The 20,185-nt window shown below is 38.4% G+C and carries 15 protein-coding genes, 1 tRNA gene and 1 pseudogene; 7 read left to right on the top strand and 10 right to left on the bottom strand.

Going from position 1 to position 20,185, the window contains the following annotated elements:
* Nucleotides 1-192 precede the first annotated feature (192 nt).
* Both JMN12_RS05985 and JMN12_RS05980 read left to right on the top strand, forming a co-directional pair.
* Nucleotides 193-2,565 (top strand): TonB-dependent receptor, encoded by a 2,373-nt coding sequence (locus JMN12_RS05985; RefSeq protein ID WP_203138004.1) that lies wholly within the window; start codon nt 193-195, stop codon nt 2,563-2,565.
* A gap of 22 nt (nt 2,566-2,587) precedes the next feature.
* The gene (locus JMN12_RS05980; RefSeq protein WP_203137995.1) at nt 2,588-3,460 is read left to right on the top strand and encodes a DUF4249 family protein; all 873 of its coding nucleotides are present in this window, start codon (nt 2,588-2,590) and stop codon (nt 3,458-3,460) included.
* A gap of 18 nt (nt 3,461-3,478) precedes the next feature.
* On the opposite strand, the gene JMN12_RS05975 is transcribed toward JMN12_RS05980, so the two are convergent.
* The 7 genes and pseudogenes from JMN12_RS05975 to JMN12_RS05945 form a co-directional block, all read right to left on the bottom strand.
* Nucleotides 3,479-4,411 carry a PorP/SprF family type IX secretion system membrane protein gene (locus JMN12_RS05975; protein ID WP_203137993.1) on the bottom strand — a complete coding sequence of 311 codons (933 nt, stop codon included), beginning with the start codon at nt 4,409-4,411 and terminating at the stop codon, nt 3,479-3,481.
* 13 nt (nt 4,412-4,424) lie between these two features.
* Nucleotides 4,425-7,019: a thrombospondin type 3 repeat-containing protein gene (locus JMN12_RS05970; RefSeq protein ID WP_203137983.1), complete on the bottom strand. Its 2,595-nt coding sequence runs from the start codon at nt 7,017-7,019 to the stop codon at nt 4,425-4,427.
* Between the two features lie 14 nt (nt 7,020-7,033).
* Nucleotides 7,034-8,107, bottom strand: coding sequence for a 3-dehydroquinate synthase (gene aroB / locus JMN12_RS05965; protein WP_203137978.1), 1,074 nt, complete (start codon nt 8,105-8,107; stop codon nt 7,034-7,036).
* A gap of 69 nt (nt 8,108-8,176) precedes the next feature.
* A complete protein-coding gene (locus JMN12_RS05960) occupies nt 8,177-9,085 on the bottom strand; it encodes a helix-turn-helix transcriptional regulator (RefSeq protein WP_203137977.1) in 909 nt (302 codons plus the stop codon).
* Between the two features lie 23 nt (nt 9,086-9,108).
* Nucleotides 9,109-9,413: pseudogene (locus tag JMN12_RS05955) on the bottom strand (cyclic-phosphate processing receiver domain-containing protein).
* A gap of 122 nt (nt 9,414-9,535) precedes the next feature.
* A complete protein-coding gene (locus tag JMN12_RS05950; protein WP_203137976.1) occupies nt 9,536-11,353 on the bottom strand; it encodes a DUF262 domain-containing protein in 1,818 nt (605 codons plus the stop codon).
* A gap of 19 nt (nt 11,354-11,372) precedes the next feature.
* Nucleotides 11,373-12,668, bottom strand: coding sequence for a DUF262 domain-containing protein (locus JMN12_RS05945; RefSeq protein ID WP_203137974.1), 1,296 nt, complete (start codon nt 12,666-12,668; stop codon nt 11,373-11,375).
* Nucleotides 12,669-12,882: 214 nt separating this feature from the next.
* Here JMN12_RS05945 and tsaE point away from each other — a divergent pair, with 214 nt between their 5' ends.
* Both tsaE and JMN12_RS05935 read left to right on the top strand, forming a co-directional pair.
* On the top strand, nt 12,883-13,311 hold the full coding sequence (gene tsaE, locus JMN12_RS05940; RefSeq protein ID WP_198467138.1) for a tRNA (adenosine(37)-N6)-threonylcarbamoyltransferase complex ATPase subunit type 1 TsaE: 429 nt from the start codon (nt 12,883-12,885) through the stop codon (nt 13,309-13,311).
* Nucleotides 13,304-14,329, top strand: a complete 1,026-nt coding sequence (locus JMN12_RS05935; protein ID WP_198467137.1) for an o-succinylbenzoate synthase — start codon at nt 13,304-13,306, stop codon at nt 14,327-14,329. Before tsaE ends, JMN12_RS05935 begins: the two co-directional genes overlap by 8 nt.
* On the opposite strand, the gene mnmD is transcribed toward JMN12_RS05935, so the two are convergent.
* Complete coding sequence (mnmD, locus tag JMN12_RS05930; protein ID WP_198467136.1) at nt 14,292-14,951, bottom strand: tRNA (5-methylaminomethyl-2-thiouridine)(34)-methyltransferase MnmD; 660 nt, start codon at nt 14,949-14,951, stop codon at nt 14,292-14,294. The genes JMN12_RS05935 and mnmD overlap by 38 nt on opposite strands.
* Before the next feature lie 157 nt (nt 14,952-15,108).
* Between mnmD and JMN12_RS05925 the strand changes: the two genes are divergently transcribed.
* Both JMN12_RS05925 and JMN12_RS05920 read left to right on the top strand, forming a co-directional pair.
* Nucleotides 15,109-16,161: a branched-chain amino acid aminotransferase gene (locus JMN12_RS05925; protein WP_009413553.1), complete on the top strand. Its 1,053-nt coding sequence runs from the start codon at nt 15,109-15,111 to the stop codon at nt 16,159-16,161.
* Between the two features lie 88 nt (nt 16,162-16,249).
* Nucleotides 16,250-16,323: transfer RNA gene (locus JMN12_RS05920), tRNA-Arg, on the top strand.
* 46 nt (nt 16,324-16,369) lie between these two features.
* On the opposite strand, the gene JMN12_RS05915 is transcribed toward JMN12_RS05920, so the two are convergent.
* On the bottom strand, nt 16,370-16,789 hold the full coding sequence (locus tag JMN12_RS05915) for a phosphohydrolase (protein WP_198467135.1): 420 nt from the start codon (nt 16,787-16,789) through the stop codon (nt 16,370-16,372).
* A gap of 131 nt (nt 16,790-16,920) precedes the next feature.
* Between JMN12_RS05915 and dnaB the strand changes: the two genes are divergently transcribed.
* On the top strand, nt 16,921-18,495 hold the full coding sequence (gene dnaB / locus JMN12_RS05910; protein WP_203137972.1) for a replicative DNA helicase: 1,575 nt from the start codon (nt 16,921-16,923) through the stop codon (nt 18,493-18,495).
* Here dnaB and JMN12_RS05905 read toward each other — a convergent pair.
* Entirely contained in the window at nt 18,492-20,180 is a 1,689-nt protein-coding gene (locus tag JMN12_RS05905; RefSeq protein WP_203137970.1) for a hypothetical protein, read from the bottom strand. The genes dnaB and JMN12_RS05905 overlap by 4 nt on opposite strands.
* Nucleotides 20,181-20,185: the final 5 nt, after the last annotated feature.

Genomic DNA, 20,185 nt, shown 5'->3' with positions numbered 1-20,185 from the left:
AATGCTAATCGGGGAGTTTTATTTACAGATTCCCTAAAAAACAAGTGAAAATAGAAAGCAGCAGTTAGTGTAAAACTAATTGCTAACTTTTTTGTATAGAAAATGCTTCTTTTGGTATAGAGAAATAGAAACTTATTTTGTATCAAAAGTTTTTATTTGTATCTTTGCCCCTGAAAAAATAAAAATTATCTTATGAAAAAAAAGTGCTTATTGCTACTTTTTTTAGTAGTAACAACCGCTGTGTTTGCACAACACAAGTACACTCTTAGCGGCTCTATTTCCGATGCTTCTAATGGTGAAAAATTATTAGGGGTAAACTTCATTGTCAAAGAACTCCATACGGGTACTTCTACGAATGAGTATGGGTTCTATTCTATCACTTTACCCGAAGGTAAATATACTATCGTGATTGAATATATAGGCTTTGGTACTCACCAAGAAACTATAGAGCTTAACAAAAATATCCGTAGAGACTATAAACTAAAACCTGAGGCTATAGAGCTTAAAGGCGTGGAACTCAATGCGCATTCTGCTCCTAAAGCGGCTGTACGCAAACCCGAAATGAGTGTAGCTACCATTCCTATTACTACCGTCAAGAAACTCCCTGTACTTGTAGGTGAGGTAGATATTATCAAAACCTTAATGCAAATGCCTGGGGTGAGCAATGCGGGCGAGGCTTCCTCAGGATTTAACGTGCGTGGTGGCGCTGCCGACCAGAACTTGGTACTCCTCGATGAGGCTACTATCTTTAATGCTTCTCACCTCTTTGGTTTCCTCAGTGTCTTCAATGCTGATGCTGTACGTGATATGAAGCTCTACAAAGGCGGAATTCCTGCGCGCTATGGCGGACGTATAGCTTCAGTTTTAGATATTTATCAAAAAGAAGGTAATAAAAATAAATTTGCAGCGACTGGCGGTATAGGGGTACTTTCCTCACGCTTGCTTGCCGAAGGCCCTATCGTGAAAGACAAAGCCTCATTTTTAGTAGGAGGGCGCGCTTCTTATGCTCATCTTTTTCTCAAATTGAGCGATAACGAAAATTCAGCTTATTTCTACGACCTCAATACCAAACTTTCGTACCAACTCAATCAAAACAATGCGCTCTATCTTTCTGGCTATTTTGGTAGAGATAGTTTTATACTCAGCGAAAACCTCACCAATACTTATGGCAATGCCTTGGTAAACTTGCGTTGGAATCACTTGTTTACTGATAAACTCTTCTCTAATCTCTCGGCTATCTACAGCAACTACGACTATAAGTTCGATTTTAGTTTCGTTGATATGAAATGGACGTCGGGAATTGAGAATTTTAACCTCAAATACGACTTCAAAAACTATATTTCCGAAAAATTCAAACTTACTTATGGAGTGCAGGGCTTGTACTACATATTCAAACCAGGGAAAATTGTGCCTAAAACCTCAGCTTCTACTATCAAAGAACGCATACTCGAACATCGTTATGCTGCCGAAATGGGCTTCTATGCCGATGTAGAACAAAAATTAGCTGAAGCTCTTACGGTGTCTTACGGCTTGCGTTTTAGTAATTTCTACAGTTTGGGCAAACGCACCGTGAATATTTATCCTAATGACAATCCTGTGGGTTACAATGCTAACCGACAAGTGTATTACCAAGGTACTGCTATAGGTACTAAATACTACGGCAGTAACCGTATTATCGATTTGTACTCTAATTTTGAACCTCGTTTTACAATGAGTTATGCTTTTAGCGATACCAAATCAGTAAAAGCGAGTTATGCGCGCACTGCCCAGTATGTACACTTGATTTCTAACACAGCCTCTCCTTCACCTTTGAATGTTTGGGCGCCCAGTGATGAGTTTATCAAACCTCAAATCGCCGACCAAGTGGCATTAGGCTATGCCTCTAATGTTTTTGACGATAAATACAGCATAGAGGTAGAAACTTACTACAAAAAGGTGCAAAATCGTTTGGATTATATCAATGGGGCAAGCCTAATAGCTAACGAAGCTATTGAACGTGTGTTGCTCTCAGGAGAAAACAGAGCTTATGGCTTGGAAGTGCTCTTGCGTAAAAATACAGGCAGACTTACCGGTTGGATTGCCTATACACTCTCAAAATCGGAAATGCAAACCAAAGGTCGTACCCCTGAAGAAATAGGTATCAACAACGGCGATTGGTATAATGCCCCTTATGATAAGCCTCACGACCTTTCTATTACAGCTACTTACGAACTTTCACCTAAATGGACGTTTGGCGCTATATTCAACTTGCAATCGGGATTGCCTGCAAACTACCCTATAGGGCGTTATTCTTACTTAGGACAAACTGTCCCCGATTATAGCAAGCGCAACGAATACCGCTTACCTACCTATCACCGTTTAGACTTATCGGCTACCTATACTCCACAATCGGATAGAGCAAAACGCTGGAAAAGTGAGTGGGTATTTGGGGTTTACAACGTGTATAACCGCAAAAATGCCGTAAGTGTTTCCTTCCGTGAAAACGAAGATACTCATAAAAATGAAGCGGTGAAACTCTCCATTTTTGGTATTATACCTAGTATAACTTATAACTTTAGTTTCTAATCCTATAAAATAGTAGAATAAAATGAAAAACCTTTATATCATACTCCTCAGTGCCTTTGCTTTGACTTCTTGCGAAGAAGTTATCGATTTGAATTTGGATACTGCTCCTAAGAAATTAGTGATTGATGCAGCTCTCGACTGGAAAAAAGGAGAAACCAAAGCCTACCCAATAGTTGATATCAGTTATACTGAAGCCTATTTTGGTGAAACACATTCACCTGCGGTAAATAATGCAGTGGTGAAGATAGTTTCGGGTACCCAAACCTACAGTCTTACCCTTTGGGATGGTACCTCAACTATCACTTCCGATAATCTACCTGAATTAAAAGGTGGTAGCCGTTATGTATTTCCTGCAGGTATCACCCCTGAGTTAGGCAAAAACTATGAATTGATTGTAGAACTCAACGGGCAAACTTATACCGCCAAAGATAAAATGCTCGAAGCCCCCGTAGTACCTTCTGATAGAATTGTACAGAAAGAAAACGGAGGCTTTTTAAAAGATCGCAAAGAGGTGCGTTTCTATTTTGATGGTATCAATGATGGGGTTGCAAATGCCTATTTAATTAAGATTTCACAGAATAATATTTCCAAAACAGTTTATGGCACCTTAGACGATAATTACATAGCTAATAATAAATTCTTCTTTGTATTAACAGGAGTAGATAACAAAGAAAAACTCAAAAAAGATGATGTAGTACATATTATTCTCTACCGCATTCATCCTCAATATAAGGAGTTTGTGCAAATGCTCGTTCGATTATCAGAAGGACAAAGCCCATTTACTATTCCTACGCGCCCCATAGGCAACATCGTGAATACAACTAACAAACGTGAAAACCCTCTCGGAGCTTTCCGTGTAGCCCAATACACTACACTTCAATATACAGTAAAATAATCGCCCGTGTGGCTCACACTACCATTTGAATTGAACTAAGAACTCGTGAGAGTTACGCGATTGCAAGTTGAGATGGGTTTGGAAGTAACTTTCAAACCCATAACCTATTGCTACATAATAATCAGGAATTTCAAAGAATACATAAGCATTTACTGCCTTATCAGTGCGATAAGTGACCCCTAATTCGGCGCGATTAGCAAAATTGCCTGCCACAGTAAGATCGGTAGAAGGATATGATCCTTTGCCTAATTTTGTTTGGATACGAGGTTTTATAGTGAAATCATTAGCTACACGCCAATAGTACCCTATCATAGAATAGAAGAACATATTATCGGCAATAGAAGTCATCACCTCGTTATCCATACGCACTTTATCAGAAGCCAACATATTAGGAATTGCCATACCTATATAGAAATCAGGGTGGTCGTAGTAGAGTCCTGCACCAAAGTTGGTTTGAAACTTCCCTGAAATACTTTGCAAATAAGGGTCGTTGTAGTAAGTGGGGTGCTTACGATTCCCATTAGGGTAATACATATTATACAAATTATTGTAGGTGCGCAAATCACTGCCATCTACATTGAAAAAATCTCCCCCAAATTTTATACCTCCTATTAAATTAGAGTTGTAAGTAATAGGAATTGAGTAGGAAAAATCGGCGTAGATACCGGCTTGTTTCTGTATAAAAACTTTGTTATTAGCAAGCGAAAGTCCTACCCCTACGCGATCGGAAAGGCGGTGAGTGGTGAAGAAAGTTTGCGTTTGAGGCGCTTCAGTCATTCCGCGCCATTGGTTGCGTATATCCACCGAAATGGTGTGCCCTCTCTCTAACCCTACAGCTGCTGGGTTTACCAAGTTTTGGTGCTGATAATAGAATATATAAGAGGGGTCTATAGTTTGTGCTTGAGCCACACCAGCGAGCAATAAAGCAGCACTTAAAAATATCTTTTTCATAGTTTATCTTTTGCTAATAATTGATGTAAATCCAGTATTTAGTTTGTTTTTCGTCAGAGCCATCAATGCTAAATATCGCTATATACGAGCCTCTCGCTACCAATGTTCCGTTAGACATCTTGCCGTCCCATTGGTTTTTATAGCCTCTCGCTTCATATACTAACTGACCTAAATTGTTATACACATAAAGGGTGTTACGCGGATATTTTTCGGCGTGAGCAATCGTATAAGTATCGTTGATGCCATCACCGTTAGGAGTAAAGGCGTTGGAAATGAGTACGTAATCTACCTGAGGGTCTTCTTTATTTGGGATGCCATCCCCATCAATATCATCATCACAAGCATCGCCTATACCATCACTGTCGAGGTCGGCTTGATCGGGGTTGTAAATCAGCGGACAGTTGTCTTGAGTGTTAGGAATGCCATCACCATCGATATCGTTGTCGCAAGCATCGCCTATACCATCGTTGTCGAGGTCTTGTTGGGTAGTGTTAGACACGGTAGGGCAATTGTCGAATGCGTTGAGAATACCATCGCCATCTATATCATCGTCACAAGCATCACCTATACCGTCACCATCGCTATCTTTTTGGTTGGGATTGGCTACAAACGGACAGTTATCGACACTGGACATTATACCATCACCATCGGTATCTTCATCTTCTTTTATAGTGATAGTACCCGCATTTACTGCTAAAAAGATATTCTCTTCAGCTTTGATCATAAAACGCCCCTGAGTAGTTTTTAGACTTGCAGGTATCGTTACTTCAGCTTTTCCGTTATTGGGTAAACCTGTAGCCAAAGTATGTGAGAAAGTAGCTCCGTTATCAGTAGAAAAAAGTATTTTCACTTTGTTTACCGATACGGGAGCTTTATTAGTATTGGCAACATCCCATTCAATCTTTACTTTCTGTCCTACAATCCAAGTGCTATTTTGGTTGTGAGAAGTTACTTTAAAAGGGCCTGCATCGGCACTTACTACAACCTCAATGGTTTTATAAACAGTATTTCCCGTTTGATTACTTGCCAAAGGACGGTCGATTACCATAAACGTCCAATGAAGGGTGCGCCCTATGTTGAGTACCGTTTCCCAAGCATCTCCTTTTCTGGGGTTTTGCTGGGTGAGTGTACCTGCTACAATGCGCTCTAAGCGAGGTATATAACGATACGATTGAGCAGAGGGTTTCATAGAGCGGGCTGTAGCTCCCGAACGCATCGTAGGTGAAAAATTATAGTTGCCAGATTCAGTGTAATTATCACTTTCTTCCCACGTATACAATAGCGCATCGCCATCGGCATCGGTAGCAGTGCCTTCTAATAAGTAGGCAGTGCTGTATGGAATGGTGTAACTCTTTAGGTCAGGGATTTCAGGAGGCGTGTTACCTGTAGAATTTTCGGTAGCACAAGAGGTAGTTTGTAGGTTATTAGTAATATCGTACACAGTGCGGTGGTGCAAATAAGGGTCGGCGTGTTGTTGCACGTCGTAATCGCGTGTAACGCCAGCATAGCTCATTATGGTAGTGCCGCTTCCTGGTTCCATTTGTGAGCCAGAGCCTAACTCTTTGCGGTATGAAAAAGTATGTCGCCCCCCTAATTGATGTCCTATTTCGTGAGCAACTACATCTATAGCAAAAGCGCTGCGGAAAATTCCCATTCTTGCAAACGGATAAGACGAAAAACCACGCCCTTTTCTGTCACTTTCGCATACACAGCCAATACACACAGCGTTGCCTCCATTATTACCATTGTGGAATAAGTGTCCTATATCATAGTTACCATTACCTATCTTATCATCGAGTACTTGTTGTAATACATCAGATCTATATTCCCAATAATTGTAGTTAATCCCCGTAAAAGGGTCGGTGTCTTTATCTTCAAAAACGGTGGTATCGCTTGAAACCAACTGAAAGGCTATAGAAAGCTGTTGCCCGTATACCTCATTCACTCTGTTTATGGTTTTGACTATTTCTGCAAAGGCAGAGGCTTTTCCCCAAAAGTAATCGGTGTACTCGTGAGTACAAGCAATAGCAATTCTAAAAGTGCGAAGTACATTAGGACTTGAAAAAGTAGCGCGTTGTAGTGCTTGGCTTTCTGCTACGAGTGCAGGTACATCCAAAGTTTTGCAGTCTACCAAAGGTTTTTCGGTATTTTCATATTTATAAACTCTGTAGTGAATGCCCTCTTTATCTTCGGTTTCTACAAAACTATAGTGCAGATTTTTTTGCATAATAGCGTCCAATCCATAATCATCGCTCCACGTAAAGCGGATATGCTGGGTTGCATCGTCTACCCCCTTGCCTACAAAGGTTTTAATAGAAGGAAAATCGCGTGCTACCGCTTCCGAGAGTACTTGTGTGGGAGTAATGTAATAGTTGATAAGATTCCCCTCGGCATCAGGAATAGCAACGATAGCAACACCTCGGCTTGTTTCGCTCGTTTGCAACGCACGCGCAAAGGCAGCTTTATCCAAAGTGAAATACTGAAAAGAAGGGTCGGTGGAATGAGTGTCGCGCTGGGTAGTGAAATTGGTTTTGCGCCAATAACTTTGTGCTGACACTCGTCCTACCCATAGAGAACAAAATGATAAGAAGATTAAAAAATGTTTCATCTGGTTATGAGTTATTAAATGAGGTAATATTCAAAGGCTTTGTAAATTTCTTCAAAAGGAACAATACAGTCGATTTTTGGTTTGCCAATGGCTTCTAAAAGTACAAAGTAAACATTGCCGCCCACGTTTTTCTTATCAAAACGCATCAGCTGACAAATATCGGTAATTTCTTCGTTAGAAAAAGATTGTTTGGGGAAATATTCAGCTAAAACAGCTTTGATATGGTCGCATTCAGCTTGCGGGAAGCCCAATTCTTTTACTGAAAGATAAGTAGCAAGCACCATCCCAATAGCAACAGCTTCTCCGTGTAACAAGCGTTCTCTTTCTGGGTTTTGCAAGCAATACGATTCTATGGCGTGCCCTAAGGTATGACCATAGTTTAGCTTTTTCCGCAAACCTTTCTCAGTAGGATCTTGGCGTACAACCTCATTTTTTATCACTACCGATTCACGAATGAGCACTCCCAAATACTCTGCAGGAAGTTCATTTAGCTGACACATTTGTTGCCAATATTCAGGCGAACTGATGAGACCGTGTTTGAACATTTCGGCCATTCCGCTGCGGAGTTCTTCGGCAGGGAGTGTTGCCAAAAAGCGAGTATCGACCACTACCCCTAACGGATTGTTGATCACTCCTATAAGGTTTTTTAAAGCACCTAAATCTACTCCAGTTTTACCACCTACCGAGGCATCGACCATTGCCAGCAAGCTCGTAGGTACATTGATAAAATCGATACCGCGCATAAAAGTAGAGGCGACAAAGCCCCCCAAATCGGTAACAACGCCCCCACCTATATTGATGAGCAACGACTTGCGGTCAGCCCCCAATTCAGAAAGGGCATACCACACTTGGGTACAAGTATCGATGTTTTTATTAGGTTCACCCGCTTCTATTTCTATAATTTCTAAGGGAATATCGGTAGCCAAATCGGGGAGGAATACCGGCAAACAGTGTTCGTTAGTATGGCTATCTACTAAAAGGAAGAGCTTAGAGGGACGGCGTTCAGCTATCAAATCATTGATAAAATGCGTTCCTTCTTCGTTGAAGTATATGCAGTAGTTCTGTGCTTCAATTGTAGTGTTTCCCATAAGTTTTTTATTTCTAATGGGCAAAGGTAAAAAATAATTACGAATAACGAGTTACGAATGACTATTTTTTTACGAGGACTGATATTGTTCGTAAGCGGCTTTATGGTAGTTAGCAACCTCATCAGCTAAAGATTGAGGTGCGATAACCTTTACCGAACAGCTAAACGAACAGAGTTTCATCACCAAATCGTAGGGAGCTTTACCATTAGGAAAAGCAAGAGTGAGTTGCACACGTAGTTCGTCCTCATTATCTATTAGAGTTACTTGAGAAGGATGTAGTTTTAGCGATTTGATATACTTACCTTGTTCATAATCAAAGGAAAGTATTACCTTTTGCAAGGGCTCGTCTTCAGCAATGGCAACCCCATAGAAATGATCAAAAAACGACTCCATATCTATTTTTTTGCGTTTCACTTGGATGTCGGTTACCTCTAAGTTACTCATACGGTCGAGAGCAAAAGCTTTGAGTTTGATAGGCTGTTTGTTATCAGTCGCAATGAGATACCAACGACCTTGATATTCTTTCACAGCATAAGGCAATACCTGATATGCTTTAGTAGTTTCCCAACCAAAGGAAGTATGAGTAAAGGTAATCAATACATTTTGAGGAATAGCTGTAAGGATAGGGTCGAGCATTTCCAAGCCTTTTTCAGGTTGTGCTTCTAAGAGGAGAGTACCTGTATTTTTTGCCTTGCGGTGGGCATCAACTAACAACAGATGGTCTAATATGCTTTGTTTATTGGCAATGCTATCGGGGTTGATAGCCCATACTTTTTCCTTTGTATTAAGGGTGATGTCAATACCAAAAGCGATGTATATATCGTCGAAATCCCTGCGAATAGTGCGGTTACTGAAAGCATATTCATCGCCTTCATCAGCCAAATAATCGGCAATATTCTGAGCTGATAGTCCATTTTTATGAGTAGTAAGCAATCTAATGATATGCACCAAACGTGCTATTTGGATAGGTTTTGCCATAATAAGTGAAAAGTGTTAAGTAGTTAAATTGCCTTTAAAATTGTTTTTTGTTGTTCTTTGAAATTATTTAGCAACCGCTCAATATTTTCTTTGCCACAGGGTTTTGGCTATGCACTGCAAAATCAGGCAAAGGCAACTGACGATCTAAGCAATAATCCACCAAATATTTAGCACAATCATAGCCCGAAAACTCTTCGCCCAAATCGTGGTCAAACAAGATAAAATCAGGCAATCCTTTGCACTTGAGGTAAGCTACAAAGTCGGTGTAAGAATACACGCGCTCAAAGCCTTCAGGAGTAGGGCGGAGGTCATCTAAATAAAGATTCATTGTATTGCTTTAAATAATTACACTGCAAAGATACGATATTAAATGGACAAACTATGACCGATGGTGGTGTTTTTTGAAAAAAAATATCCCCACTTTTTTAGGAGTGGGGAGGGGGAGAAGGTTTATTCTTTAGAAGACTGATAAAATTTCAAAAGAGCTTCCATTTCTTCCTGATGTTGTTTAATTTCTTGAGTATTCCATTCATTTACCGAGAATGTCTCAAACATCATCAGTCTTTTAAGACTTGTATTATTATAAAATGATTCCTTTTTGTACTCAGGATGTTCTTTATTAGCTGATGAATTTTCAGAGCTACTGATTAAGCAAAGGTTTCCAAAACTATGGAGTATTTTCTCTCGCTCCTCATCTTGTTTGTCAGTAGGTAACGTTTTATCTATATCAATAGATCCTTTTTTACTTTGTGGTAATAAATGCTCCTTAGAAGACAATTGCCTGAAATAAAATTTATTAAACTGGTCCCTAACTTCCTTTATTCTGTTAGTGATAGATTTTATTGCTTCAGGTCTAACTACTTTATCTTCCCCTCTTACATAGTCATAATAGACCTCCCAAAGCATATACTCAAAGTAATAGAATATCTTAGTAGAAACTGACCAAAAGGAAACTTCACTTAATGAGATATCTTTAATTTCCTCTTCTAATTCTGATTTTAAAACACTATATAAGTCTTTCTCTTCTACCTTATCTCTTAGTAATCTTAAGAGCCAATTCTTTTTGTCGTTAGAAATAGTTGTATAATGAAACATTGCTTGCAACATTTCTATTTTCTTCTCTTCAACAGTATTTTCAAAAGCAGTTTCCTTTGTTTCTACTCCTTCTTTTTCAAATTCATATCCTCTTATTCCCCAATTGCTTTCCTTGTCGTTTGATAGGAGACTATTTTTAATGATATACTTATCAAAATAGATTCTATATTTGAGTAAAGCTACGATAAAAGTTTCTGCATCTTTATAGTCTTTAAATGTCTCTAAAAGTTTTTTATCATCAAAGGAAGTTTCTTTTTTAGGATTTATAAGATGATATACATAAAGTAAGAAAGTAGGAAACTCTAATACAGAACGATAATCATACGTTTTGCTTTCTTCTCTCTTAAATCCTTCAGAAAGTGTTTCTACACCCTTTTCTAAAAGTGCTGCTATTGTTTGAGGCTGATTTTTTTTATTACTTTCATCTTTTCCAAGTGAAGATACAATATCATCAAATGAGAGTTCCTCTTTCTCTAATAATTCTTTAGGGAGTTTATTATTCCAAATATAGTCTCCCATAAAAGAACAAGACTCCCATACTTGAGCGAAGACTTCTCTATCTACATTTCTATCTTTATTGTCTTCATCTTTTATTTCATTCATCAGCTGTGCTTTGAGTATTTCGTGTTTCTCTAACTGCTCACCACGATTGTTCATTATCTCAAAATAATGATTTAACTCAGTCTCTTTGGGTAACTCTGTCCTAAAGATATAAGTTTGTCCAAAAAACTTCTTTCTAAATGTTTCTTTATCTTCATCAGTAGATAAAATATCGTTGAAAATACTTTTAATGATCTCAATGCCTTGCTTTAGATTTTGTGTTTTAGGAATTTCAGGTAGACTCTTACCTTCAGAAAGCTCATTAAAAAACTGCCTACACTCAGAGCGCGCTTGAAAGTTGAGGTTAAAGGAGATTTCCTTTTCTAAAACAGCTTTGATAAGATTTAGGGTGGTATGACGCTGTTGCCCATCCACAAGTTCATAACTCCCATCATCTCTTTTAAAGGTAACTAAAGTGCCTAAATAGTACCATTCGTTCTCTTCTATACTGTTAACATCCCTAATAAGACGCTCTATTTGAGGTTGTTCCCATTCGTAATTTCGTTGGTAAATAGGGATAATGTAAGTATTATCTCCATTTAATATTTTTTCAATCGCTAAGGCTTCTTTCATTTTTTTATTTTTATTGTTATTATGCGTTAAAATAAATTAAAACTCCTTCTTCTACTCCTTTTGCATAGCCTCTTTCATGAGGAATGTAATTACAGGATAAATCTATTTTTAGTTCCTCAGGTGAGCAGCTATTAGGAATAGACCTAAAGAAACGAAGGGCATGTTCGTGCTTTAAAATACTACTTTCTGATATTGCTTTATTCTCTAATCGCAATAGATATACATTTTTATAAAAACCATCATAAAAAACCGCCTCTTCTAAAAAAGAAAGACCAAATCTATCAACAAAAAGCAGGCAAATATTCTCAAAAAGATTTCTAACCTTTACATCACCTACTCTCCACGAACCCCAATATTCAAGACATCTTTTCTTATAAAATGTTTCGAATTCTTCATTACCTTTAAGCAGTTGTTTTTTTAGCTCAATATAATGAAATACATAATCAAAAAAATTTCTTCCATTGATGATACTCATCCCTATCTGAAATGGATAAGTTTGAGTAATACCAAAATTGTGAGATATTGAAGATATTGTCTTATCTAATATCCTTAGAGGTTGTTCATAGTTGTATTTTGTTTTTTTATAAAGGCTTATACCCTTAAATTCGTTTAAATCTGACTTATAAAATGAATATTTAGGCTCTCTTTTTATCCATTTTCGTATTCTATAGAGATGATTATTGAGAATATCAAGCAAAGGATTGTTTTCTTTGAGAAGATAATCTTCCCATTTTATAACGTATTGCTCTATTTCTTTATCTGTATACCCATCTTTATCCATTTCTCTTAGGTGAAATGCTTTTAATAGATCGTGTGGATAAAGTTCTTTACCCCTTGAGTTTTGAGTGTCAAATAGCTGAAAAGCTTCATCTTGACGATATACTGTAATAACAACAAACTCACATTTATCTTTTAACTCGTTTAAAAACATTTCTTCATTTATTTCTAATCTCTTAGCACCAAACCATTGTTTGATTTGCTCATAATTATAGATGAGATTATTTTTAGAAATCTCATTGCTATATTCTTGGTTCTGAAGTAGCTTATCTTTTTCACCTAAATAATATAAAATAAGTGAAAGGGTCGTTAGGCGTTGTTGTCCATCTACAATATTATGATTGCCATTTTCATCTTGATGAATAATAAGAGTTCCTACTCGGTAGGTTCGCTTACCAATATAGATATTTTCATACAAATCATCAAGTAGCTGAATAACATGAGATTTATGCCATTTATAGGGTCGTTGATAAGGAGGTATGACATAAGTATTATAAAGCTCTTTTAACACTTTTTCCTCTAATTTAGGTTGTTCCATTGAATTTATTTTTTAGTGTTACTGGTATTTGCGACAAATGTACAAACTTTTTTGGATATGTATTCCTTTTTGTGTGAAAAAGTTTTACTTTTCTTTTTCTGCTGGCAAAAATACACTCCTAACCGGTCAAACTACGACCAGCTAATTAGAAAATTTGTTAATTTGCTAATTCCTCAATTATTAGTACCTTTGCCCAATTAAAGGAACAAACCTTATGGAATTTACTTATACTTTATCCGAAATAGATGCTATTGCCGAAAAAATTCTTCCTTATTTGCAATCCAAAGTAGTGATTTTCAAAGGAGGAATGGGCTTTGGTAAAACCACCCTTATCAAGGCTTTGGTACGAGCTTTAGGCAGTACCGATAATGTGAGTAGCCCTACTTTTAGTTTGGTGAACCCTTATGAAGGCACTAATGATAAGATTTACCACTTCGATTTCTATCGTATCAAAAATGAGGAAGAAGCCTTTGATATAGGCTTTGAAGAATACCTCTATTCGGGCGATTGGTGTTTTATTGAATGGGCAGAAAGAGTTGAAAAATACTTGCCAGAGACTTATACCATAGTCGAATTGATACAGATAGACAAAAATCATAGAAAATTAAAAATTAGCGAATTAGCAAATTGGTATTATGATTAAACATATTCTCAATTTTAAACGTCCGTCGGGGACATCACGGGGGGTGCTTACCTCCAAAGAAACCTTTTTTTTGGTAATAGATCAAGAGGGCAAAAAAGGCATAGGAGAATGCAACCTCTTTCGTGGATTGAGTGCTGATGATGTACCTGATTATGAAGCAAAACTGCAATGGGTAGAACAACACCTGCATTTGGGTGAAGAGGCATTGCTCAAAGAACTTGTTGCCTTTCCTTCTATACAATTTGGTGTGGAACAAGCCTTTAGATCGGCAGCAGCGTCACAGTGGCACGAACTTTTTCCTTCTGATTTTACAGCGGGTAAAGACACAATTCCTATCAACGGACTTATTTGGATGGGCTCTCCCGACTTTATGAAAGCGCAGATAAAAGAAAAACTCGCTCAGGGATTTCACTGTATCAAAATGAAGATAGGTGCCATTGATTTTGAAGAGGAATATCGTATTTTAAAAGCCTTGCGCAATGAGTTTTCAGCAAGTGATATAGAGATAAGGGTGGATGCTAATGGTGCGTTTCAAGCAACTGAGGCTCTGGTGTATTTAGAGCGGTTAGCTGCCCTGCAATTGCACTCTATTGAGCAGCCTATACGTGCAGGACAGTGGGAAGCTATGGCTGAACTGTGCGAACAAACACCCCTACCTATCGCCCTTGATGAGGAATTGATAGGGGTATTTACTTCTGAAGAAAAACAACGACTTCTAAGAGAGATACAACCGCAGTATATCATTTTAAAACCTTCGCTCATAGGAGGTTATCGAGGTTCTGAAGAATGGATAATGCTTGCCGAAACATTGGGTATAGGTTGGTGGGTAACCTCGGCTTTGGAAAGTAACATAGGGCTCAATGCCATTGCACAGTGGACGTACACACTTCACAGCCCAATGCCTCAAGGTTTAGGTACTGGGGCATTGTATACTAACAACTTACCTTTTCCGCTTTATGTGGAAAACGGATGTTTGGGCTTTAATCCTTATGAGCGCGTAACATTTCCCTTTTCATAGGCGGTCCTGGTAATCGTTCCACCGTAAAACCACAAGTCTGCATCGCACGGCGCACACTACCTTTGGCAGCATAAGTTACCAAATAGCCTCCTTGTTTGAGGGCAGTGTACATTTGTTGGAAAATAGCTTCTTGCCACAATTCTGGTTGTACTTGCGCCCCAAAAGCATCGAAATAAATAAGGTCGAAAGTGTCGACATCGTTAATAGTTTCAAAGCGTTGTAGCCGTTTTTTGAAGCTGAAGGTAGGAGAGAGAGCAACATTTTCGTCCCACGGACAGCAGTGCATCTGTTCAAAAATAGGGGATAGGGTAGGGGAGAGCACTTCCGAAAAATTCATTTGTGAGGCTTCCTCCCACGAAATAGGATAGGCTTCTACCGTTTCGTAACGAATGTTCAGTTGTAAGGCGTTGTGTTCCTTGTAAGTAACCAAAGCATTGAGCCCTGTGCCAAAGCCAATTTCTAAGATAGAGATGCTCTGGTGTTCAAATAGTTGCAGTCCGTTTTTGATAAACACGTGCTGAGTTTCTTGAAGTGCGCCGTGTACCGAGTGATAGGTCTCATCTAATTGCGGAATATAGAGGCTGGTAGAGCCGTCGGAGGTTTTTATAAGTTCGTGAATCATAATTCAAATAAAAAGTAACAGGTAGTAAATAACAAGTAATTATTTCATAATTAGTATATTGGTGGATACACAATAAAGATTTTTGTCTTTTAAGCGACAAAGTTAAAAAATATTTCGTACCTTTGACAAAAATTTAAGAATTAAAAACTAAAACAATATGAATTTAAAGATTGAAAAAGTAAAAGAAAGTCGTATCAATCAAATAGACTTTTCAAAACTGAGTTTTGGTAAAACTTTTGCTGACCATATGTTTATCTGTGAATACAAAGATGGACAGTGGCAAAACCCAACCATCAAACCTTATGCTCCTATTACCCTTGAGCCTTCAGCAAGCGTATTCCACTACGGGCAAGCTGTTTTCGAGGGAATGAAAGCTTATAAAGATGACAACGGACACGTTTTTCTCTTTCGTCCGCAAGAAAATTACAAACGTATCAATAAATCCTGCTCACGATTGGCAATGCCTGAGTTCCCTGAAGAATGGTTTGATAAGGCTCTTCGCACTCTTGTAGATATCGATAGTGAGTGGATAAAACCAGGATTCGGCAATGCCCTCTATTTGCGCCCATTTATGATTGCTACTACTGCTGGCGTACAAGCTGCCCCTGCTAAAAACTACCTCTTTATGATTATTACCGCCCCTGTACAGGCTTATTACAAAGGCGATGTGAAAGTAAAAATAGCCGACTATTACAGCCGTGCGGCTAATGGTGGTTTTGGTTTTGCTAAAGCTGCAGGTAACTACGCAGGTCAGTTTTTCCCTACCCAAGAAGCTGCCAATGAAGGTTACCAACAAGTGATGTGGACAGACGATGCTACGCACCAATTCTTAGAAGAAGCAGGTACAATGAACCTATGGTTCCGTTTTGGTGATACCCTTGTTACTTGCCCTACCAGTGAGCGTATTCTCGATGGGGTAACTCGTAAAAGTATTATTGCAGTAGCCGAAAAATTAGGAATCAAAACCGAAGTTCGCCCAGTGAAAGTAACCGAACTTATCGAAGCGGCTGAAAAAGGTGAATTGAAAGAAGCATTTGGTTGTGGAACGGCAGCAGTGATTAGCCCTATATCTGGATTTGGCTATAAAGGCAAGGATTACAGTGTAAATCGTCCTGCTGAATTATATACCGATAAAATTAAACAAGCTATACTTAACATTCAGTATAACAAGGCTGAAGACCCATTTGGATGGAGAGTACAAGTGAAGTAAGAAAAAAATAATTGAAAAAAAGTTGTTTAAAAATTTGCAGGTTTCAAAAAAGGTTGTACCTTTGCACCCGTAAAACAAAAACAACAATGGCCTCGTGGCGCAACTGAATAGCGCATCTGATTACGGCTCAGAAGGTTACAGGTTTGAATCCTGTCGAGGTCACAAAGAGCTCTAACAAAAGTTAGAGCTTTTTTTTTATTATTAGTTATTATTCTTCATCTAAAAGAGAATGATATGCTTTTAAATATTTATTCAAACGCTTCATATCTTCTTCTGTAATAGAAGATAATCGTGTGATATCCATATTGTCTTTTAAATCGTTGAGTTTTACTCTTACAGCTAATAGGTTACCTTTAATGCGCGCTATAAAATGTTCATAATCTTCTCCAATTTCTTTTGTTACACACTGTAAAGCATTGAGTATTTCTTCTGAAAAACCTTCTTTTTTAAGGTCGGCAAACGTCCAATGTGTATCTTCAACTAAATCGTGTAATACACCGCATATCTTTTCACTTTCAGTTTGTCCTGCATTCATCACCCTAATAAGATGTAAAATATAAGGTTGCCCAGCTTTGTCTACTTGACCTATGTGAGCTTCTGAGGCTATTTGTATGGCTTTTTCTAACATAATTCTTGTTTTTTATAACAACAAAGGTACAAAAAAATCAGCAAATCGACAAATTGTTATCAACACCTTATTAACAATGGCTGTGAGTAAATAATTACAGCAAGTATCATTCTTTTTTGTACTTTTGCGCTATGAATGAATCTGAAAATATAATAACTCCTGAAATTACACCTCAATATCAGCGTTTTACTCAGCAACAAACGAGTATTGAACGCGGTAAACTCCCCCCGCAAAACCTCAATGCCGAAGAAGTAGTGCTCGGCGCTATGCTCATTGATAAACGCGGTGTTGACAACGCTATCGATATGCTTAGCCCCGATGTGTTCTACAAAAAACAACATCAATTAATTTATCAAGCTATCTTTGAACTTTTCAACCAATCGTTACCTATCGACCTTATCACAGTTTCTGAACAATTGCGCAAAGATGGCAACTTAGAAGCTGCAGGAGGAGAATTCTATCTTATCAACCTCACTCAGCGCGTATCGTCGTCTGCCAATGTGGAGTTCCACGCTCAATTGATTTTGCAGACGTTTATCAAACGCCGCTTGATAGAACTTTCGTCTGAAATTATAGAAGATGCTTACGACGAAACTACCGATACTTTTGAGTTGCTTGACCAAGCGGAACAAAAACTCTATGAGGTTACCCAAAACAACCTAAAACGCTCTACTGAAACAGCAGGTGATTTGGTGTATAAAGCGGTAAAGAAAATCGAAGAATTGTCTAATAAAACCGATGGATTTAGTGGAGTGCCATCAGGGTTTACAAAATTAGATGAACTCACTTCGGGGTGGCAAGCGAGTGACCTTATTATTGTGGCCGCGCGCCCTGGTATGGGGAAAACAGCCCTCACGCTCTCTATGGCACGCAATATCGCTGTAGGGCAAAAAATACCGGTGGCTTTCTTCTCTTTGGAAATGTCGTCAGTACAGCTTATTACCCGTTTAATCTCGTCAGAAACAGGACTTTCCTCCGAAAAACTTCGTACCGGTAAATTGGAAGCCTACGAATGGGATGTGCTCAACAACCGCGTGAAAGACCTCGAAAAAGCCCCTTTATATATAGACGATACCCCTTCTATTTCTATTTTCGACCTTCGAGCTAAAGCACGCCGACTTTCCTCACAGTATGGCATTCAGCTAATTGTAATTGATTATTTGCAGCTGATGACTGCCGGAGGTAGCAAAGGAGCTGGTAACCGCGAGCAGGAAATTTCTACCATTTCGCGTAACCTCAAGGCGCTTGCCAAAGAGCTCAACATACCGGTAATTGCACTTTCTCAATTGTCGCGTAACGTAGAGGCACGTCCTGGTCACAAACGCCCTCAACTATCCGATTTGCGTGAATCAGGAGCGATTGAGCAAGATGCTGATATCGTATCGTTTATCTATCGCCCTGAGTATTACAAAATAATGGAATGGGATGACGAAGCTCAAACTCCTACCGCTGGACAAGCCGAATTTATTGTAGCAAAACACCGTAATGGTGGGTTAGACAATATACGTTTGAAGTTTGAAGGACATTTAGGTAGATTTGCAAATTTAGATGAATATAGCAGTGGAGGTTTCTTATCGGCAATACCTCAGGAATTTACTTCTAAAATGAACGAAAATGTAGCTTTTGATGCCGTGCCAATGGCGAACCCTGCTCAGGCTTTTGGAGCTCCTTCCACCACCTCAACCGACGACGATATACCTTACTAAAAATACTCTTGGAGTGTGTGAATATCCAAGAACCCTTTTTTGCCATTCTTCTCTATTGCATAAAATGATGTTGAGAGAGGAATGGCTTTGTCGTATTGGGCTGAGGTTTGCGGGTAGAATCCTATCTTGCCGTCCTTGTATAAGTAGATAACATCGTTTTCTTTCTGCTTAATTTTATCGAATACAAAAGGCAATAACTGTTTGCCTTTCATATATTTTATAACAGTAGGTATCATCCCAAGTATAAGTACGGAGCTTCCATCTTCGTCTTTTAAAAAGAAATTATTGTAGAGATTTTGTATTTCTTCATTCGTATAGTTTGTAGCATTTGAATAATCGTAGTAAAAAAGTCCTACTTTTCCCTCGCGTTTTACACTGAGCAAGTGCGGAAATAAACGTGTTCTTTCCTCTTCTTTGTTATCCCAACTTAAGTAGCTTCTCCCGTAATAGTCTCTTGCATTTATAAAGGCGACCTCCTCTTCAGCATTGCGGTCTATGAGGCGGTATCTCTCATCAGCTACTTCACTACCACTCATCAGAGGAGTATCTTTAAAATCTATATAATGAGTAATGTGCCCCTCAATCGTATCTTTATTGAGGCTATACACTTCCTCGCGAAAACTGAGCCCACAATAGCCTCTATAAGCTTTTGGTAATTTTGCAACTTTTTGTCCGTTCATATCGTATAGTTCTACTCCTTTTTCAGTAAGAGTTTCTATACCTATGTTGTACAAATAAGCTACTTTCACCCCTTTGAATTTTATAGGTTGATGCTGGTAATTATAAAAGTCTAAAGAATTTTTATTCTTGCCAATGACCCCATATTCATTGTAGTAAATGGTGTCATAGGATTTAGGTAACACTTTGTGGTTAAAGCGATTTACCAACTCATATTGTTTTCCTTGGGGTCGAAGTGTCAAAAACTCATTTACATTCCAATAGTTTATCCATTTGGTATAACACATTTCTATAGGAGGCAGTTCTTCCATTTTGCTAATGTTTCTTTGCCAACTATAGCGATCTAATGCTGCGATTGTCTTTTTTTCTTTTGGAGGAAAATAAATTTTTGAAATATAAGGGGTGTTATCTCCACCTTTTAAGTCAGAGAGTAAGAAAAAGTATCTTCCTTTACCTACATCTAAAACGAAATAAGCATAATATTGGAATTCGTAAGATTCCCATCGCGGTAGTGTGTCTTTAACAATATGAGACCACCCCTCCTCGTCTTCAATGATAAGTCTCTCACCCTTATATGCTTTGGTTTCAAATTCTAATTTTCTTTCGCTGGCTACCGAAGTATTGAGCAAACTAAAGCAATGTGTCTTCTGTTTTTTTAACATAACAGTAGGGTTACCAAAGTTTTTGCCAATCATTTCATCAAGTATAGTAGGGCGCACATCTTTCATTTCAATAAAAGCGTCTTTTCGCAAGTGTAAATCATTGTAGCTAAGTTCTTTGTCACCCATTGTCCAATAAGGAGTATAGGCGTAGAAAGTACTATCGGGCAAGGGTTTCCTGCGGAAGTTGAGTAGCATCGCTACATAGTTACCGTTCTTCTTTTGGTGATAAAAATGATATTCTTTATCGATAACTGCTATGAGCGAAACATCTTTAGAAGGAAGAATAAATTGCGCTTGTAAGGGCAATATCCCACACAAAACGCATAAAATTAGTGCTTTCATCATATTGA

It is taken from the genome of Capnocytophaga genosp. AHN8471 (genome assembly GCF_016806945.1).
Classification (GTDB): Bacteria; Bacteroidota; Bacteroidia; order Flavobacteriales; family Flavobacteriaceae; genus Capnocytophaga; species Capnocytophaga periodontitidis.
This window is presented reverse-complemented; position numbering and strand designations above follow the sequence as displayed.

Coding starts and splice junctions, on each gene's coding strand:
- JMN12_RS05970 (WP_203137983.1), bottom strand. CDS start 7,019: ATGAAACATTTTTTAATCTTCTTATCATTTTGTTCTCTATGGGTAGGA.
- dnaB (WP_203137972.1), top strand. CDS start 16,921: ATGAATGAATCTGAAAATATAATAACTCCTGAAATTACACCTCAATAT.
- JMN12_RS05985 (WP_203138004.1), top strand. CDS start 193: ATGAAAAAAAAGTGCTTATTGCTACTTTTTTTAGTAGTAACAACCGCT.
- JMN12_RS05950 (WP_203137976.1), bottom strand. CDS start 11,353: ATGAAAGAAGCCTTAGCGATTGAAAAAATATTAAATGGAGATAATACT.
- mnmD (WP_198467136.1), bottom strand. CDS start 14,951: ATGATTCACGAACTTATAAAAACCTCCGACGGCTCTACCAGCCTCTAT.
- JMN12_RS05925 (WP_009413553.1), top strand. CDS start 15,109: ATGAATTTAAAGATTGAAAAAGTAAAAGAAAGTCGTATCAATCAAATA.
- JMN12_RS05945 (WP_203137974.1), bottom strand. CDS start 12,668: ATGGAACAACCTAAATTAGAGGAAAAAGTGTTAAAAGAGCTTTATAAT.
- aroB (WP_203137978.1), bottom strand. CDS start 8,107: ATGGGAAACACTACAATTGAAGCACAGAACTACTGCATATACTTCAAC.
- JMN12_RS05935 (WP_198467137.1), top strand. CDS start 13,304: ATGATTAAACATATTCTCAATTTTAAACGTCCGTCGGGGACATCACGG.
- JMN12_RS05905 (WP_203137970.1), bottom strand. CDS start 20,180: ATGATGAAAGCACTAATTTTATGCGTTTTGTGTGGGATATTGCCCTTA.
- JMN12_RS05975 (WP_203137993.1), bottom strand. CDS start 4,411: ATGAAAAAGATATTTTTAAGTGCTGCTTTATTGCTCGCTGGTGTGGCT.
- tsaE (WP_198467138.1), top strand. CDS start 12,883: ATGGAATTTACTTATACTTTATCCGAAATAGATGCTATTGCCGAAAAA.
- JMN12_RS05915 (WP_198467135.1), bottom strand. CDS start 16,789: ATGTTAGAAAAAGCCATACAAATAGCCTCAGAAGCTCACATAGGTCAA.
- JMN12_RS05980 (WP_203137995.1), top strand. CDS start 2,588: ATGAAAAACCTTTATATCATACTCCTCAGTGCCTTTGCTTTGACTTCT.
- JMN12_RS05960 (WP_203137977.1), bottom strand. CDS start 9,085: ATGGCAAAACCTATCCAAATAGCACGTTTGGTGCATATCATTAGATTG.